The sequence below is a fragment of the Rhodospirillales bacterium genome (assembly GCA_014323865.1).
Taxonomy (GTDB): domain Bacteria; phylum Pseudomonadota; class Alphaproteobacteria; order SP197; family SP197; genus SP197.
Genome location: JACONG010000006.1, coordinates 117,003 through 132,727 on the forward strand (window position 1 = coordinate 117,003; position 15,725 = coordinate 132,727).

15 protein-coding genes are annotated in these 15,725 nt (G+C 62.1%); 3 read left to right on the forward strand and 12 right to left on the reverse strand.

Going from position 1 to position 15,725, the window contains the following annotated elements; translation table 11 throughout:
• Positions 1 to 96: 96 nt before the first annotated feature.
• The 3 genes from GDA49_03180 (at position 97) to GDA49_03190 (ending at position 3,444) form a co-directional block, all read left to right on the forward strand.
• Positions 97 to 1,506, forward strand: coding sequence for a glutamate--tRNA ligase (locus tag GDA49_03180; protein ID MBC6439417.1), 1,410 nt, complete (start codon positions 97 to 99; stop codon positions 1,504 to 1,506).
• A gap of 148 nt (positions 1,507 to 1,654) precedes the next feature.
• Positions 1,655 to 2,995 (forward strand): citrate synthase, encoded by a 1,341-nt coding sequence (locus tag GDA49_03185; GenBank protein ID MBC6439418.1) that lies wholly within the window; start codon positions 1,655 to 1,657, stop codon positions 2,993 to 2,995.
• 29 nt (positions 2,996 to 3,024) lie between these two features.
• The gene (locus tag GDA49_03190; GenBank protein MBC6439419.1) at positions 3,025 to 3,444 is read left to right on the forward strand and encodes a VOC family protein; all 420 of its coding nucleotides are present in this window, start codon (positions 3,025 to 3,027) and stop codon (positions 3,442 to 3,444) included.
• Between the two features lie 15 nt (positions 3,445 to 3,459).
• On the opposite strand, the gene GDA49_03195 is transcribed toward GDA49_03190, so the two are convergent.
• The 12 genes from GDA49_03195 to uppS all read right to left on the reverse strand — a co-directional run bounded on the left by GDA49_03195 (position 3,460) and on the right by uppS (position 15,720).
• Positions 3,460 to 4,614, reverse strand: a complete 1,155-nt coding sequence (locus GDA49_03195; GenBank protein MBC6439420.1) for a Rieske 2Fe-2S domain-containing protein — start codon at positions 4,612 to 4,614, stop codon at positions 3,460 to 3,462.
• 92 nt (positions 4,615 to 4,706) lie between these two features.
• Positions 4,707 to 5,861 carry a lipid-A-disaccharide synthase gene (lpxB, locus tag GDA49_03200; protein MBC6439421.1) on the reverse strand — a complete coding sequence of 385 codons (1,155 nt, stop codon included), beginning with the start codon at positions 5,859 to 5,861 and terminating at the stop codon, positions 4,707 to 4,709.
• Positions 5,862 to 5,864: 3 nt separating this feature from the next.
• Positions 5,865 to 6,689, reverse strand: coding sequence for a UDP-2,3-diacylglucosamine diphosphatase LpxI (gene lpxI / locus GDA49_03205; GenBank protein ID MBC6439422.1), 825 nt, complete (start codon positions 6,687 to 6,689; stop codon positions 5,865 to 5,867).
• The gene (gene lpxA, locus GDA49_03210) at positions 6,679 to 7,479 is read right to left on the reverse strand and encodes an acyl-ACP--UDP-N-acetylglucosamine O-acyltransferase (GenBank protein ID MBC6439423.1); all 801 of its coding nucleotides are present in this window, start codon (positions 7,477 to 7,479) and stop codon (positions 6,679 to 6,681) included. The genes lpxI and lpxA overlap by 11 nt, the downstream gene beginning before the upstream one ends.
• A gap of 10 nt (positions 7,480 to 7,489) precedes the next feature.
• Complete coding sequence (gene fabZ, locus GDA49_03215) at positions 7,490 to 7,978, reverse strand: 3-hydroxyacyl-ACP dehydratase FabZ (protein ID MBC6439424.1); 489 nt, start codon at positions 7,976 to 7,978, stop codon at positions 7,490 to 7,492.
• Positions 7,975 to 9,000, reverse strand: coding sequence for a UDP-3-O-(3-hydroxymyristoyl)glucosamine N-acyltransferase (lpxD, locus tag GDA49_03220; protein ID MBC6439425.1), 1,026 nt, complete (start codon positions 8,998 to 9,000; stop codon positions 7,975 to 7,977). The genes fabZ and lpxD overlap by 4 nt, the downstream gene beginning before the upstream one ends.
• 3 nt (positions 9,001 to 9,003) lie before the next feature.
• Positions 9,004 to 9,555 carry an OmpH family outer membrane protein gene (locus tag GDA49_03225; GenBank protein ID MBC6439426.1) on the reverse strand — a complete coding sequence of 184 codons (552 nt, stop codon included), beginning with the start codon at positions 9,553 to 9,555 and terminating at the stop codon, positions 9,004 to 9,006.
• Positions 9,555 to 11,819 carry an outer membrane protein assembly factor BamA gene (gene bamA / locus GDA49_03230; protein ID MBC6439427.1) on the reverse strand — a complete coding sequence of 755 codons (2,265 nt, stop codon included), beginning with the start codon at positions 11,817 to 11,819 and terminating at the stop codon, positions 9,555 to 9,557. Before bamA ends, GDA49_03225 begins: the two co-directional genes overlap by 1 nt.
• 32 nt (positions 11,820 to 11,851) lie before the next feature.
• On the reverse strand, positions 11,852 to 12,985 hold the full coding sequence (locus tag GDA49_03235) for a site-2 protease family protein (GenBank protein ID MBC6439428.1): 1,134 nt from the start codon (positions 12,983 to 12,985) through the stop codon (positions 11,852 to 11,854).
• A 30-nt stretch (positions 12,986 to 13,015) separates the two neighbouring features.
• A complete protein-coding gene (locus GDA49_03240) occupies positions 13,016 to 14,188 on the reverse strand; it encodes a 1-deoxy-D-xylulose-5-phosphate reductoisomerase (protein MBC6439429.1) in 1,173 nt (390 codons plus the stop codon).
• Positions 14,181 to 15,017 carry a phosphatidate cytidylyltransferase gene (locus GDA49_03245; GenBank protein ID MBC6439430.1) on the reverse strand — a complete coding sequence of 279 codons (837 nt, stop codon included), beginning with the start codon at positions 15,015 to 15,017 and terminating at the stop codon, positions 14,181 to 14,183. The genes GDA49_03240 and GDA49_03245 overlap by 8 nt, the downstream gene beginning before the upstream one ends.
• On the reverse strand, positions 14,983 to 15,720 hold the full coding sequence (gene uppS / locus GDA49_03250) for a di-trans,poly-cis-decaprenylcistransferase (GenBank protein MBC6439431.1): 738 nt from the start codon (positions 15,718 to 15,720) through the stop codon (positions 14,983 to 14,985). The genes GDA49_03245 and uppS overlap by 35 nt, the downstream gene beginning before the upstream one ends.
• Positions 15,721 to 15,725 lie beyond the last annotated feature (5 nt).

The window sequence follows — 15,725 nt, forward strand, 5'->3', positions numbered from 1 at the left end:
ACCCCATAAGAGCGTGATCATAGGCCCGCTGCTCGGTTTGTCCTGCACGGGCAATTTGCTAAAGAGCCGCCATCGTCAGCCCGTCCGGACAACGCAATGACCGTCGTGACCCGTTTCGCCCCCTCGCCTACCGGTTTCCTGCACATCGGCGGTGCGCGCACGGCGCTATTCAACTGGCTTTACGCCCGTCACACCAGTGGCAAGTTCCTGCTGAGGATTGAGGATACCGATCGCAAGCGCTCCACCAAAGAAGCGACCGACGCGATCTTCGACAGCATGCGCTGGCTGGGGCTGGACTGGGACGACGAGCCGATATACCAGTCCAATCGCGCCGGGCGTCACGCCGAGATGGCCCGCAGCCTGCTTGAGGCCGGCAAGGCTTACCACTGCTACTGCACGCCCGACGAACTGACGGCCATGCGCGAAGAGGCCCGCACCGAGGGGCGTCCCGTACGTTATGACGGCACCTGGCGCGATCGCGATCCCTCGGAGGCGCCCGTCGGTGTGGCACCCGTCATCCGGCTCAAGGCCCCCCAGGAGGGAGATACGGTCATTCGCGATGCGGTGCTGGGCGACATTACGATCGCCAATGCCCAGCTTGACGACATGATCCTGCTGCGTTCGGACGAAACGCCGACCTACATGCTGGCGGTAGTCGTGGACGATCACGACATGGGCGTCACCCATGTCATCCGCGGCTACGACCACCTGACCAATACGACACGCCAGATGCAGCTGTTCGAAGCGCTCGGATGGGTCGTGCCCACATTTGCCCATATCCCGCTGATTCACGGGCCAGACGGCACCAAACTCTCCAAGCGTCGCGCCGCGGTGGGTGCCGAGGCCTATCGCGACCTCGGCTTTCTCCCCGAAGCCATGCAAAACTACCTGCTGCGTCTCGGCTGGGCGCACGGTGACGACGAGATCATCTCGCTCGAGCAGGCTGTTGCCTGGTTCGATTTCGACGGGATCGGCAAATCGCCAGCGCGATTCGATATGGACAAGCTCACGGCGCTCAACCTGCACTATCTCAAGCAGGCAGACGACCGGCGCTTGGCAGTACTCGCAGCCCAGCACCTGGCGCCGAACCTCGGGTACGCGCTGTCGGACGGTCAGATCGCTCTGCTGGAACGAGCGATGCCATTGATGAAAGAACGTGCGAAAACATTGGTGGAACTTGCCGAAAACGCAGAGTTTTTCTTCAAGACTCGGCCGCTCGCGTTCGACGCCAAGGCCCAGAAGGTGTTGAAGCCAGACGCTATCGCGCTGCTCGCTGAACTGAAAGAGGAGCTCGCCGCCTCGACTGCGTGGGATGCGGAGGCCCTGGAAGTGCTGGTCCGCGCGTTCGCCGACGCCCGCGAACTCCACCTCGGCAAGGTGGCACAGCCGATCCGGGCCGCGGTGACCGGCGGAACGATTTCACCGCCGATTTTTGACGTTGTCGCCCTGTTCGGCCGGGATGAGAGCCTCGCACGGCTGGATGAGGCGATCGCGGTATTCTCCTGACATGGAGAATTCACAAGCGTATCAGGTCGCTTGATTTGCGCGATTTCAGCCATTTCGGCTAGATTGCAGAAAATAAGGTGGCCACCGTGACCTGTCGCACGCAGCAGGCCGATCCGCCACAACAACAAACCTACGGAGGAAGCGCCACATGACGCTTGTACGCGCCGTTCCCGCGCCGGACGGACCCAACAAAGTCAAGACGGTCAAACTGGTCGATAGCGATAACGGTGAAGACCTCGCCGAACTGCCGGTGCTCACCGGCAGCGTCGGCTCCGACGTTATCGACGTGCGTACGCTTTACGGCCAGACCGGGATGTTCACCTACGACCCCGGCTATACCGCTACGGCAAGCTGCGAATCCAAGATCACCTACATCGACGGCGACCAAGGCGAGCTGGGTTATCGCGGCATTCCGATCGAACAGCTCGCCGAGCATTCGGACTTCCTTGAGGTCTGTCACCTACTGCTCTACGGAGAGCTTCCGACGGTCGACCAGAAGACCAAGTTCGAAAAGGACGTCACCTATCATACGATGCTGCACGAGCAGATCAACTTCCTGTTCCGCGGCTTCCGGCGCGATGCACATCCGATGGCTCTCATGGTCGGTGTCGTTGGCGCGCTTTCGGCGTTCTATTCGGACAGTTCGGATGTCGAAGACCCCGAGCAGCGGGCCATCGCGTCCTATCGCCTGATTGCGAAGATGCCGACGATCGCGGCCATGGCCTACAAGTGGTCGATCGGGCAGCCGTTCGTCTATCCACGCAACGATCTTGATTACGCAGAGAACTTCCTTCATATGATGTTTGCGGTTCCGTGCGAGCCTTACCAGGTGAACCCCGTTCTTGCGCGCGCGATGGACCTGATCCTCATCCTACACGCCGATCACGAGCAGAACGCGTCGACCTCGACGGTCCGGCTCGCCGGCTCGTCGGGTGCCAATCCCTTTGCATGCATCTCGGCGGGCGTCGCCTGCCTCTGGGGCCCCGCTCACGGTGGCGCCAACGAGGCTGTGCTCAAGATGCTCGAAGAGATCGACTCCTACGACCACATCCCGGAGTTCCTGGAGCGTGCGAAGGACAAGGACGATCCGTTCCGCTTGATGGGCTTCGGTCATCGGGTCTACAAGAACTACGATCCCCGCGCGAAGATCATGCGCAAGACCTGCCACCAAGTGCTCGACGAGCTCGGCGCACACAACGAGCAGCACCTGAAGATCGCGATGGAGCTGGAGAAGATCGCGCTCGACGACCCCTACTTCGTCGAACGTAACCTCTATCCCAACGTCGACTTCTATTCCGGCATCATCCTGCGGGCGATGGGAATTCCGCGCCGCCTGTTCACGGCCGTGTTCGCCGTGGCACGCACGATCGGCTGGATCGCTCAATGGAGCGAAATGCACACCGATCCGTCGCAGAAGATCGGACGTCCGCGCCAAGTCTATACCGGCGAACGGGCACGCGACTACGTGCCGATCGACCAGCGCGACTGATCGCGGAACAAGAAAAAAGAGACAGAGCAATGAAGTACCTCCACACCATGGTCCGCGTGAAGGATGTCGATGCCTCGCTCGACTTCTACTGCAACAAACTCGGGCTAACCGAACAAAAGCGCTACGACAGCGAAGCCGGTCGATTCACGCTGATCTTCCTCGGCGCCAACGAGAACCCGGAGTCGCAGATCGAGCTGACCTATAACTGGGATCCCCAAGATTACAACGACGGGCGCAACTTCGGCCACCTCGCCTACGAGGTCGACGACATCTACGCGCTCTGCCAGAAGCTTATGGATGGCGGCGTGACCATCAATCGTCCGCCGCGCGACGGCCACATGGCCTTCGTCCGCTCGCCCGACGGGATTTCCGTCGAACTCCTGCAGAAGGGCAAGTCCCTACCGCCGCAGGAACCTTGGGCATCCATGGAGAACACCGGCTCCTGGTAAGGAGTCGGGCCGTTTCTAAGTCGTCACCCGCTTGAGCACGTAGCGGGTGAAATCGAGGTTTTCCTTTTCGAGCCAGCTCAACGGTCCCGGCTCGGCAAGTGGTGCCTGTACGCCCTCGAATAGCCCTTCGACCACGCCCCGGTCCTCGTCGTTGGTCTGATCGAGGAAGGTCTTGGCTTCCCTGATTCGCGCTTTGAGCTTGCCCTTCTCGGCCATAATCTCGGGCGCAAACGCGAGGCCGTAGCGAATGTCGATGGCACCGGGGTTAATTGGCTGCAGGCTGAGATACCAGAGGTGGTCGGGTGCCAGGACGAACATGTGGCAGGGATAGACCGTGCCCAGCAGGGAGGTGCGCCGCATGTCGCCCTCAAGCCGGGTGTTCTTGCGGTGGGCGGTGCCGACCGGCGCTTCCTCGGTCTTGGTGAACCACTGGAAGGTGAAGCTATCGTCGGCCTTGCCAGCGCCGAACTGCGTGTCCTCGACCGGAAAATAGGCACCGACAGTGCGCCTGTGGGTCACAGGCAGATGGTAGCCCTCCATGAAGTTTTCGCAGAGCAGCTTCCAGTTGGTATTCCAAACGTGGTTCTGGTGATCGACCTCGACATAGTCGCCCGCACCGTAGTCGGCGATGATCGCATTGAGCTTACTGAGCTTGCGCGCGGGCGGCGCGATGCGCGGGTTCAGCGTGACATAGATCCAGCCGTGCCAGATCTCGCAGCGCACTTCGGGCAACTGAACCTTGCCGGCATCGAACCGGTTGGTCCTCTCCATGTGTTTGGCGGCGACCAACTGGCCGTCGATGTCATAGGTCCAAGCGTGATAGGGGCAGACGATACGGCGGCAGCTTCCCTGCCCGTTCAGCAGCTTCATCATGCGGTGACGGCAGACGTTCGACATCGCCTTGAGCGAACCGTCCTTCTGGCGCATCACGATGATCGGCTGTGCGCCGATCCGATAGGTCAGGTAGTCGCCCGGCCTGGGAATGGACTCGGCGCGACCAGCGCAGAGCCACTCACGACCGAAGACACGGTCTGTCTCGAGCTCATGGAACGCTTGAGAGGTGTAGACCTCCTTGGGCATTGTGAGCGCGTTGGGCAGGTTCTTCCTCGCGTGGGCCGAGAGCTTGGTGATAATTGCCTTGGTTTCAGCGTTCAAGCGGACAGCTGTCATGGTCGCAATCCAGAAGTTCGGCGCATGCTATGAATCGGCCTTGCATCAGCAAAATAGCATTTGATGTGTCACTGGATAAATGTGCCCGATCATTATCGCGTCGTTATCATCTCCAGAATGGCGCGCGCCGCCGTGGTCGATGAGGTCTCACCTTGAGGTCGCAAGGCAGAGATTACCGCGGACATGGCCTCGCGCTGAGCCCGGGCGGGCTCGCCATCGTCGATCAGCGGATCAAGAGCCCCGAACAAGGCTTCAGGCGTACACTGATGCTGGATCAACTCCGGTGTCACCGGCCGGCCGGCGATCAGGTTCACCAACGAGATCTGTGCGATGGAGACCATGCGCCGGACGATCTGAAAGGTGATGGGATTGGCCCGGTAGGCGATGACGTGCGGCGTACCGGCAGCTGCAAGGTCGAGTGCGACGGTTCCCGAAACGGCAAGCGCGGCATCACAGGCCGCCATGGCCGATCGCCGTTCGGCCGCTTCGACCTCCATAACGCGGAGCGGTACCGTCCAGGATGCGGTTTCCGCGCGGACTAAGTCGGCCACGTTGGCGACGGTTGGGATGACGAGAGACAGACCGGGCCGCTCTTTTGCGATTCGCTCTGCGACCTCACCGAAGAGACCGAGATGACGGCGTATCTCCCCTGTGCGGCTGCCCGGAAGAAGAGCGAGGAGCGGACCGTCCCGCCCCCCTCTCAGGACCGTGTGCAGCTCCCTTGCACGCTCGCGTTCGACCGGTGCATCGGCAACCGGATGGCCGACAAATACGGCATCCTGGTCCACGGCATCCCAGTAGGGTTTCTCGAACGGGAATAGCAGCAGCACGCGGTCGATCAGGCGGGACACTTTATGTGCGCGCCTTGGCTTCCAGGCCCATACTGTTGGTGCAACATAGTAGACCAAGGGGCGTGGTGACGGCTGCAGGCGCTTCGCCAGGCGCCACGAGAAGCCTTGCGTATCGATCGTGACCACCACGGCGGGGTCGACTCGCGCCACCGCTTCGGCGGTTTCCCGCAGGCGACGCAGGATCGCACGGGCCCGCGGCAGGACCTCGACAAGGCCCATGACAGCGAGATCCGACATTGGAAACAGGGACTCGAGCCCTTCGGCCTCCATCTCGGGGCCGCCGACACCGCAGATGACCAGATCATCCCGTTGGGCCCGAAGCGACCGGATGAGTGCGGCACCGAGGGCATCGCCCGACGGCTCACCGGCGACCAGAAAGATTGTCGGACTCGGCACTGCTCACGCCTCCGGAACGGCGAGACCAATCAGAAAGAGACCGCCATCGTCGACCATCTGCACCACCGCCTTGCGCTCGACGACGAGACAGTTCCCGGCTTCGACGGCAAGACCCGCAAGACCGGACTCACGACATGCGGCAATGGTGTCAGGGCCAATGGTCGGAAGATCGACACGGCGCTCCTGACCCGGCTTGGCCATCTTCACGAGCACCGGCTGCGGTCCCTCACGCTGCAACGCCTGTGTTCGCCGGATCAGGCCATCGGTGCCCTCGATCGCCTCGATCCCCAGAACGAGCCCCTGCTGGATGACGACCGACTGGCCGACATCGGCTGCGCCGGTCGTGCGCAGGACATCAATGCCACGTTGGATGTCGGCTTGCTCCTCCTCAGTCGGCGCGCGTGCCGAGACGAGACCTTCGGCGGCCAGAAAACCGCCGGCGATGCCGTCGACACCCACGACCCGGAGCCCCTCCTCCTTCTCAAGCGCCTCGACAATGGCTCCGAGAACGCTGTCATCGCCGCGGCCGAGCACACCGCGCATCAGGAATCGTGCGGCACGGGCGTCCGGCCTGATCTCGGCAAGGGAAGGCCGCCTCACCGACCCAGCGAGGACAACCTCTTCGACGCCAGCGTCACGAAACGCTTCGAGCGCCTTGCCGGCTGCGCCAAGGCGTAGCCAGACATGGGGGAACGGTTCGACGACAGCGGGATCGGCGTGTCGCTCAAGCGCCAGAACAAAGACCTCGCGCCCTTGGGACAAGGCGGTTCGGGCGAGATAGCCGGGCAGCATGCCGCCGCCCGCCACGATGCCGAGTTTAGGCGGCATGTCCATCTTTGGGCTGGCACAGGCCGCGTGTGCTTTCGATACGCATGAACGCGAGGATTGCCTCGACCGGAGGACATGCACCGAAGACCTCGTCGACATCGTCCATCCGTTCGCCGAGCGTGCCTTCATCGGCGAACAGCAGGCGATAGGCATTGCGCATGGTGTGAATGTCGTCACGACCGAAGCCGTTGCGCTTCAGGCCTACGAGGTTGAGCCCCATGAGATGGGCGCGGTCGCCGCTAACCGAACCGAAGGGAATGACATCCTGCTCCACACCCGACATGCCGCCCACCATGGCGTGACGGCCGATGCGGACAAACTGATGGACCGCCGACAGCCCGCCGATGATGGCGAAGTCCTCGACCACCACATGGCCCGCTAGTGTGGCGTTGTTCGCCATGATGATGTGATCGCCGAGCATGCAGTCGTGCGCCACGTGGGCCCCGACCATGAAAAGTCCGTTGTCCCCGACACGGGTCAACAGGCCGCCGCCCTTAGTGCCCGGGTTCATGGTGACGTACTCGCGGATCGTGTTGTTCGCGCCGATCTCAAGTCTCGAAGGCTCACCCTGATACTTGAGATCCTGTGGCCTCAGGCCCAGCGACGCGAAGGGAAAGACCTGACAGCCCTCGCCAAGCGACGTCTCGCCGTCGATCACGACATGCGACACCAGACGGACGAAGGCCCCGAGCCGGACGCCGGCACCAATCGTGCAGTATGGACCGATGGTCACATCGTCGGCGATGTCCGCGGCGGGATCGACGACGGCGGTGGCGTGAATGTCGGGCATGAACGGGGGGTCAGTTATCCAGAATCATCGCGGAATAGTTGGCGTCGGCTACGACCTGACCGTCGACCTTGGCCAAGGCCCGGAACTTCCAGACCAAACCGCGTTTCTGCTCCTTGGTGACATGCACGTTCAGCACGTCGCCCGGCGTAACCGGCTTTCTGAAGCGCGCCTTGTCGACGCCCATGAAGTAGACCAGCTTGCCCTCGAACTCGGCACCCAGGGTTTCGACCACCAGAACAGCAGCCGATTGCGCCATGGCCTCAATGATCAGTACACCCGGCATCACCGGGTGGCGCGGAAAGTGGCCCTGAAAGTGCGGTTCGTTGATCGACACGTTCTTTATGCCGATCGCACTTTCGTCCGGCACGACATCGATCACACGATCGATCATCAGAAACGGATAACGATGAGGGATCATCTGCATCACGCGTTCGATCCCGATCACATCGACGGAACAACCAGTCTCTCCTGGGACTGTGGTTCCAGCTTCGTCGTTCATGCCCCCTTGCCCTGCTTCATCAACCGACGGATGGCAGCCTGTTGACGCCAAAACTCCCTGATGGCAATGGCCGGCTGACCCAGATAGGTGCCCCCTGGTTCCAGATCGGTTGCTGCTCCCGAAAGAGCCCCGATCTTCGCCCCCGCACCAACCTTCACGTGGTTGGCTACACCGGATTTGCCGCCAATCATCGCGAAATCGCCGACATGCGCGCTGCCTGCCAGTCCGACTTGGCCCGCAAGGACCGCGCCGCGACCAACCTGTGCGTTATGGGCGATCTGGACCTGATTATCAATCATCGCACCATCGTTGATAACCGTGTCTCCGGCCGTTCCACGATCGACGGTCGAGTTCGCGCCGATTTCCACATCGTTGCCGATCAGGACTCTGCCCGTGTGAGGAATCCGGACCGCTCCGCCCGGTCCGATGGCAAAGCCAAAACCCTGCGTGCCGATCCGGGCGCCTGCGTCGATCCAGACGCGGTCGCCGATCAGGCAACACATCAGCGTGGCACCCGGGCCGATATGGCAGTCGTTGCCAACACGCACGTTGTCGCAGATCACCGCACCGTAGGAGACATGACAGCGCGCACCGAGCTCCACGCCCGGGCCGACGACCGCGCCCGCCTCAATGCGTGCGCCCTCACCCAACGTTGCGCTCGGATCAACCAAAGCCGTTTCCGCAATGCCCTGTTCAAGCGCAGCAAGCGGGTAAAACATCTGCGCTGCAAGAGCGAAGGCGAGATAGGGCCGGTCGGTGATCAAGGTGATCATCCCGTCAGGCGCGCGCGCCGCGAGATGCTGGTCGACGAAACAGGCGCCCGCATCACTCTCGGTAAACGTCACCGTGTACTTCTTGTTATCGAGAAAACTGATGTCGTCGGCCGTGGCCGCTTCGAGCGGCGCGATGTCACTGAACATGCGGCCAGCGTCAGTACCGTCGGGCGCGCGCGCGCCTGTAACCTCCAGCACCGCAGACAGCTTGAAGGATCCCGAACGCGCGAAAAAACGAGGATCGGCCATGATTTACTCTCCGCCGCTCAGGGTGACCGAGGGCAATACCTGGTTCAGTTCGGCCAGAACGTCATCGGTGATGTCGAGCTCGAGGTTGGCAACGATGTAGCCGGAGCGCGCCAGGACGACGTCGATGCCGCGCTGCTCGACGATCGACTTCAGGATGATCAGAACATTTTCGCGCACCGCCGCGAAGCCTTCGGCATAGGCCCGCTCGATCCCCTGCTGGCGCTCGCGCACCTCCCGCTGAAGCGCGATCACGCTCTCTTCGAACTTCCGGCTTTCCTCTGCCAGGACCTCGGGTGCCAAGATGGTTGCCTGCTCGATCAGGGTCCGTTCACGCTCGCGGAGCGCGGCTTCCTTCTGTGCGATTTCCTCGGCGAAGCTGGCTCTGATCTGATCAATCTGGCGTTCGATCGACTGGCCCGCGAGCGACTCCTGGAGCAGGCGCTGAATGTCGACTACGGCGATGATGGTGTCGTCCTGCGCGACCGCGTGCAGCGGAAACAGCAACGCGACCAGAAGTGACACCAAGTGCCGCGCACGCCATCGCGGCCTGGCCATCAGAACGCTGTCCCGAAGTTGAAGCGGAAAACTTCGGTGCGGTCGAAGTCCTCCTCGACGATCGCCAGGGCGAAGTCGAGCTGAATGGGTCCGAGCGGCGAGTTGTAAGACAGGCCGACGCCGATCGAACCGCGCGCCGAGTCCTCGTCAGCAACCGTCGGCCCGCTGTTGTCGATCTCCCACAGGCTGCCCCAGTCCGTGAACACTCGACCGAGCAGGCCGAGCTCGCGCGGAAGCCCGAGCGGGAACGTCAATTCGGCCGTCGCGGTCCAGAAGATGTTGCCGCCCAGGGCGTCACCGGTCGACAGGTCGCGCGGGCCAATACCGGCGGGCTCGAAGCCTCGTAGACTCGAGCCACCGATGAAGAAGCGGTCGGCGATGCTGATGTCCTCACCCGCAATGCCCTGGATGATGCCGGTCTCACCGCGGATGTTGCTGGTCCAGTCGATGGCAAAGGGATGGAAGAAGGACGCGCCCAATCTGTTGCGGATGTACTTCTCCGTGCCGCCGAATCCGGCGACATCGATGCCCTGCTGGAGCAGGTATCCGTCGGTTGGATTGAAGGCATCGTCACGGCGGTCGTAGTTGAGCTGATAACCCAGCGCTGAGGTCGTCGACGTGCCTTCCTCCTCGAGCACGAAGATCGACGCGTCGTCCTGCACATCCTCAATGGTGATCGACTGAAGCGAGTAGAAGACAGTCTGCTCGAGGTACTCCGTCACCGGGTAGGACATCCTGAGAACACCACCCAAGTTCTCTTGCGAGAATGACGATTCGTCCTGAAGATCAAGCCTGCGAAGGAACAGGTCGATGCCGGCTTCAAGCTCGCGATCAAGAAAATAGGGCTCTGTGAATCGGAAGTCGATGGTTTGGCGACGACCGGAGAGCGAGAGGTCGAGCGTCAGCCTCTGCCCGTTGCCGAGGAGGTTTCGCTCGCGGACCGAGATGTTGAACAGAATGTTGTCGAAGGTCGAGAAACCGGCACCCAACGAGAGTTCACCGGTTGATTTCTCCTCGACCTCAACCGCAATCACAGTGGTGTCGGGCTGTGAACCTGGAATCGTATCGACCCGCACATTGCTGAAGAAGTTGAGCTCGCGGACGCGCTGCTCGCTGCGCTGGAGCCTGGCGATGCTGAAGGCGTCGCCCTCGGACATCTTGAACTCGCGACGGATGACCTCGTCGGCGGTCCTGAGATTGCCGAAGATGTCGATCCGTTCGACGTAGAGCGGATCGGACTTGCCGATCCGGTACTCCAGATCAATCGTCAGGTTTTCGCGATCACGTTCGGCACGCGGCTGCACATCGACGAAGGAAAAGCCCATGTCGCCGAGGGCGAGCACCATCTCTTCGGTAACTTCCTCGACCTCTCTGGCGTCATACCAGTCGCCCGGGTCCATGCTCACAAGGCCGGTGACGAGTTCCGGTTCCGCATTGCGTAACTCGCTGGTGACGACAATGTCGCCAAACTCGTAGCGGGGCCCCTCCTCAATCGTGAAAGTGATGAAGAACTCCCGGCGGTCGGACGTCAGGTCGGCCACGACCGAGAGGACCCGAAAGTCGGCGAAACCCTCTGAGAGATAGAAGCGACGCAGGAGTTCCTGATCGAACGCCAGACGATCCGGGTCATAGGTGTCGTCGGCCGAGAGGAACCGATACCAGGCAGTCTCGCGGCTGACGATCCGCTCGCGCAGGGTACCGTCAGAAAACTCCTCGTTGCCGATGAAGTTGATCTCGCGCACGACCGTCGCATCCCCCTCTTCGATCTCGAAGACAAGATCGATACGGTTCTGCTCCTGGATGATCACCTTCGGCTCGACCGTCGCGTTGAAGCGGCCATCACGCCGGTAAAGCTCCAGAATGCGCGCCACATCGTTCTGCACCTTCGTGCGCGTGTAGACCCTGCGCGGTCGCAGCTGAACTTCTACCTCAAGCTCTTCGGCGTCGAGCGAGCGGTTTCCTTCAAACGCTATGCGGTTGATGATCGGGTTCTCGACGACCTGCACGACCAGCGCGGTTCCCTCAGGCCGGATCACGACGTCGGCGAACAAACCCGTAGCAAACAGGCTCTTGAGCGATTCGTCGATTTCGTTGACGTCGAACGTGTCGCCGACGCGCACCGTCATGTAGCTCGCGATGGTCTCGGGCTCGATACGCTGGTTGCCGACCACGACGATCTGGTCGATCAGCGACTGCGCCGTTCCGCTGGTACCCGCGAGTAGCGTTACAAGCAACATGCACAGGCCTGCTGCAGCGCGGATCATGGGCATGAGGATCAGACGTCGCGACACGGCGGTTAGGATACCAGATCGGTCAGGAAATCGACCACGCCGAAACGTGCGAGATCGTTGAACGTGACCAACAGGAACAAAGCCGCGACCAGACCCATACCGACAAAGAACCCGTACTCCTGCGCGCGCTCGCTCAGGGGGCGGCCGCGCAGGGCTTCGATCGTGTAGAAAACCAAGTGACCACCGTCAAGCATCGGCACGGGGAACAGGTTGATCAGGCCCAGATTGACCGAGAGGATCGCCATGAACATCACCAGATTGGCGATGCCGTGCTCGGAGACGTCCTGTGACATGCCCGCGATCCCGAGCGGGCCAGCGAGATCACCGCTGCTCTGGGTACCGGCAAAGATCTTGCCCAGGAAATCGAAGATCCTGACACACCACTTGTAGGTCTCGGCGACACCGCCAAGCAGCGCCTCGCCGACCGGCACGTTTTCGTGGAAAACGTTGTCGGCCTGGATGCCGAGACGGCCGGTTTCACGTTCGTTGCCGAAACCATCGTCGGTCATGACCGTGTCGGGCGTAATCTCGAGCTCGATCAGCTTGCCGCCGCGATCAATCGTGAAGATCATCGGGACACCGGGGCTGGTGATGACCGCGAACTGCAATTCGTCGAAGCGGGAGACCGGTTTACCGTCGATCGCAACAATCATATCGTCGGGCATGATGCCGCCGCGCTCTGCCGCGCTGTCCACCATGACAACCGAGGCTTCGGGCAGCGTCTGGCTTTGCCCGATGAACATGAAAACGCCGGCGAACAGCACGATGGCGAGAATGAAGTTTGCGATGGGCCCGGCCAGCACAATCAGGAACCGCTGCCAGACACGTTTCTCGGGAAAGGCGCCGGCGCGCTGCTCTTCGGTCCACTGGGATTTGGCACTGTCCGCATCAGGACCGACATCGCTCTGGCCGAACATCTTGACGTAGCCGCCCAGCGGCAGGAGCGAGATTTTCCAGCGCGTACCGGCGCGATCGGTCCAGCCAAAGATCTCTCGACCGAAGCCGATCGAGAACACCTCGACGATGACGCCGTTGCGTCGCGCAACCCAATAGTGGCCGAACTCGTGAAAAAACACGATCACGGTTATCACGACCAGGAACGGCCAAATGCTATTGATAATGCTGTTGATGACGTCGATCAAGATCCTATCGCTTTCCCGTCACGGTCCTTATGTCCGTTTGCCAATGAAATCGGCCGCCATGCGTCGGGCCGCCTGATCTACAGCCACAATATCGTCGAGGCTTTCCACCGCTCCCGATCCCATCGCATCGACGGTTTCCTCGACGACGGCCACAATATCTAGAAAGCCGATGGCTGCGTCCAGAAATCCCCCCACAGCAACTTCGTTCGCCGCGTTAAGAACAACCGGCACCTGCCCCCCCTCGACAGCGGCGGCCCGCGCCAGTCTCAGCGCCGGGAATCGCTCAACATCGGGCGCTTCGAAGGACAGACGGCCGACCTTGACCAGATCGAGCCGGGGCGACGGCCCCACCATGCGATCGGGCCAAGCCAGCGTGTAGGCGATCGGCGTCCGCATGTCGGGCGAACCCAACTGGGCGAGAACGGACCCATCGACGTACTCCACCATGCTGTGGATGATCGATTCCGGGTGGATCACGATGTCCACCCTGTCAGGCCCCACCGGAAAGAGATGGCAGGCCTCGATCAGTTCCAAGCCCTTGTTCATCATCGACGCGGAATCGACGGAGATCTTCGCGCCCATGCTCCAGTTCGGATGCGCCACGGCCTCCGCCGGAGTCGCATCGCGCATGGTCTCGTGCGAAGCCGTGCGGAACGGGCCTCCCGATGCGGTCAGGACCAGCCGGCGAACTGCCTCGATCCGTTCGAAATCGAAGACCTGATGAATTGCGTTGTGTTCGGAATCGACCGGCAGAACGGTGCTGCCCGTCCGTTCCGCCTCCTGCATGAAGATGCTGCCCGCGCAGACCAGCGCCTCCTTGTTGGCCAGCGCCACAATAGCGCCACGCCGAACCGCTTCGAGAGTCGGCGCCAGGCCTGCCGCGCCTACGATGGCAGCCATGACCCAGTCCGCCGGGCGGCAGGCCGCCTCCCGAAGCGCCGATTCACCGGAACCGCAGGCGATGCCCGTACCGTCGAGCGCGTCCTTGAGCGCATCGTGAAGATCGGGGTCGGCGATCGCAGCGAACCGGGCTCCGACATCGCGCGCAATGCGCGCCAGTCCCTTGACATTAGTGTGCGCTGTCATCGCCTCGACGGTGAAGGCACCATTCGCGCGGCGCAACAGATCGACCGTGCTTTCGCCGACCGAGCCCGTAGCGCCGAGGATCGAAACGGCTCGCGGTGCCCTGGCTTCAGCCATGTGTGCCTCCCGACAGGAAAGCGATGCCCGAAACGACGATGGCAAGCACAGGCGAGGCCACAACCAAGGAGTCCAAGCGGTCCATGACACCGCCGTGGCCCGGAATGATCGAGCCCGTGTTCTTGACCCCGAAACGTCGTTTGACGCCCGATTGCACCAAGTCGCCGACCTGCCCTGCAATCGAGACGGCGACCGCAAGGGCGGCGGCCTGAGCCGCATCCGCCTGAATGAAGGTGTCGAAGACGACCCCCACAACGAGAGCGCCGAAGAGACCGCCGAAGGCACCCGACCACGTCTTTCCGGGACTGATTGAAGGCGCAAGTTTGGGACCCTTCAGCAGTTTCCCGACCGCAAACGCGCCGCTGTCGGTCGCCCAGACCACAAAGAAGAGCCACAGGATGACCTGCCAGCCGGCCTCGGCTTGGCTTATCCAGATGAGGGCAACCAGAGGGACCGTGGCATAGACCGTGCCCGCCGCCCCCCAGAGCCCGCCTTCGCCCCGGCGCAGCATTAGGGTGAACATCGCGGTGCCCGCTGCCCCCATCACGGTAACATAAAGCGCCAGAATCAGGCCGCCCTGGTATGCCATGGCGAGCCAGGCCGCAAAAACCGAGGCCATTGAGGCCCACTTCCCCGCACTTCCGGTCAGGTCGAACCACTCGTGCGTGACCGCAAGGGCAAGGAGCAGGACACATCCGGCGAACCACCAGCCGCCAAGCGTCGCCAACGCTACACTGACCGTCGCAAGAACGACGCCCGAGAGGACGCGAAGGCCGAGCTCGGAACCCGCCCGGTCAGGAAACCGCGACAGCACCGTATCGCCTGTCACGGGTGTTAAACTCCTTGATAGCCGCGTCGAGGTCGGCCCGGCCGAAGTCGGGCCAGAGCACCGGTGCGAAAATGAGCTCCGCATAGGCACACTGCCAGACCAGAAAGTTACTCAGACGCTGCTCGCCGCTGGTTCGGATCATCAGATCCGGATCAGGAATGCCGGCGGTGTCAAGACGCTGGGTTACGGCGTCTTCATCGATGGCATCGGCCTTGATGTGACCGTCCGCGCAATCGGCAGCGAGGCTTCGTGCGGCACGCACCAGTTCATCCCGTCCGCCGTAGTTCAGCGCAACATGCACCGAAAGCGCGTCGCCATCGGCTGTCTCGCGCTCGGCATTGGCCATGATCTCCCTGATGTCAGGCGCCAGACCCGTCTGGTCCCCGACGAAATCCAGACGAATACGGCGTCCCCTAATATGGGAAATCTCCTTATTCAGATAGAAGCGGAGCAGACCCATGAGATCGTCGACCTCGGCCTCGGGCCGCCGCCAGTTCTCGGACGAAAACGCAAACAGCGTGAGGTGCCCGATGCCATGGTCGATGCAGGCCCGCAGCGTGCGCCGAACCGCTTCCGCCCCCGCCTGGTGCCCCGCGGTACGGGGCAGACCGCGCAGACGCGCCCAGCGTCCATTGCCATCCATGATGATGGCAACGTGATCAAGCGGCCTTGATTCGGGCCTGGTTTCCTCAGCGGTGACCACGAGCT

Excerpts from the sequence above, each read along its gene's own strand:
- GDA49_03185 (MBC6439418.1), top strand. The coding sequence starts at position 1,655 with ATGACGCTTGTACGCGCCGTTCCCGCGCCGGACGGACCCAACAAAGTC.
- GDA49_03225 (MBC6439426.1), bottom strand. The coding sequence starts at position 9,555 with ATGGCCAGGCCGCGATGGCGTGCGCGGCACTTGGTGTCACTTCTGGTC.
- lpxD (MBC6439425.1), bottom strand. The coding sequence starts at position 9,000 with ATGGCCGATCCTCGTTTTTTCGCGCGTTCGGGATCCTTCAAGCTGTCT.
- GDA49_03180 (MBC6439417.1), top strand. The coding sequence starts at position 97 with ATGACCGTCGTGACCCGTTTCGCCCCCTCGCCTACCGGTTTCCTGCAC.
- fabZ (MBC6439424.1), bottom strand. The coding sequence starts at position 7,978 with ATGAACGACGAAGCTGGAACCACAGTCCCAGGAGAGACTGGTTGTTCC.
- GDA49_03240 (MBC6439429.1), bottom strand. The coding sequence starts at position 14,188 with ATGGCTGAAGCCAGGGCACCGCGAGCCGTTTCGATCCTCGGCGCTACG.
- GDA49_03195 (MBC6439420.1), bottom strand. The coding sequence starts at position 4,614 with ATGACAGCTGTCCGCTTGAACGCTGAAACCAAGGCAATTATCACCAAG.
- lpxA (MBC6439423.1), bottom strand. The coding sequence starts at position 7,479 with ATGCCCGACATTCACGCCACCGCCGTCGTCGATCCCGCCGCGGACATC.
- bamA (MBC6439427.1), bottom strand. The coding sequence starts at position 11,819 with ATGATCCGCGCTGCAGCAGGCCTGTGCATGTTGCTTGTAACGCTACTC.
- GDA49_03190 (MBC6439419.1), top strand. The coding sequence starts at position 3,025 with ATGAAGTACCTCCACACCATGGTCCGCGTGAAGGATGTCGATGCCTCG.
- lpxI (MBC6439422.1), bottom strand. The coding sequence starts at position 6,689 with ATGCCGCCTAAACTCGGCATCGTGGCGGGCGGCGGCATGCTGCCCGGC.